1 pseudogene is annotated in these 399 nt (G+C 44.9%); it reads left to right on the top strand.

Annotation, left to right across the window (positions count from 1 at the left end):
* Positions 1–177: 177 nt before the first annotated feature.
* Positions 178–399: pseudogene (locus WKF69_RS10035) on the top strand (Error-prone repair protein ImuA); the annotation flags it as partial.

Genomic DNA, 399 nt, shown 5'->3' with positions numbered 1-399 from the left:
AAATATGCGACCACCTTCGGGGTCGAAAAGTGAATTTTTTTACCGGACACTAGTAATAGAAAGTGCACTCTGTCATTGCGAGCCTGCCTACCGCAGGCAGGCGCAGCGAAGCAATTCTTTTCACTCTTATTGCAATTACTAATATTTTTAGTATTATGTTTGTGGTAGAGTTTCATTATGAATTTGCCAGAGACAAAAAAGGACATCATCAATCAGCTGCAAAAGAGCATTTTGCTGATGCAGGGGTTTACTCCCCCGGTGGCGGGCAGGGCTGATTCTGTAGGTCTGGGTCCCATTGAAGCTGCTTTTCCTAATGCTGTTTTTCCAAGAGGTGCAATCCATGAATTTCTAAGTGCCGTTCCTGAACAGGCTGCGGCTAATGGTGGTTTTATAAGCGGG

Source organism: Daejeonella sp., from assembly GCF_037719425.1.
Taxonomy (GTDB): Bacteria; Bacteroidota; Bacteroidia; order Sphingobacteriales; family Sphingobacteriaceae; genus Daejeonella.
Note: the sequence above shows the minus strand (reverse complement) of the source record. Positions and strands in the feature narration are given on the sequence as shown.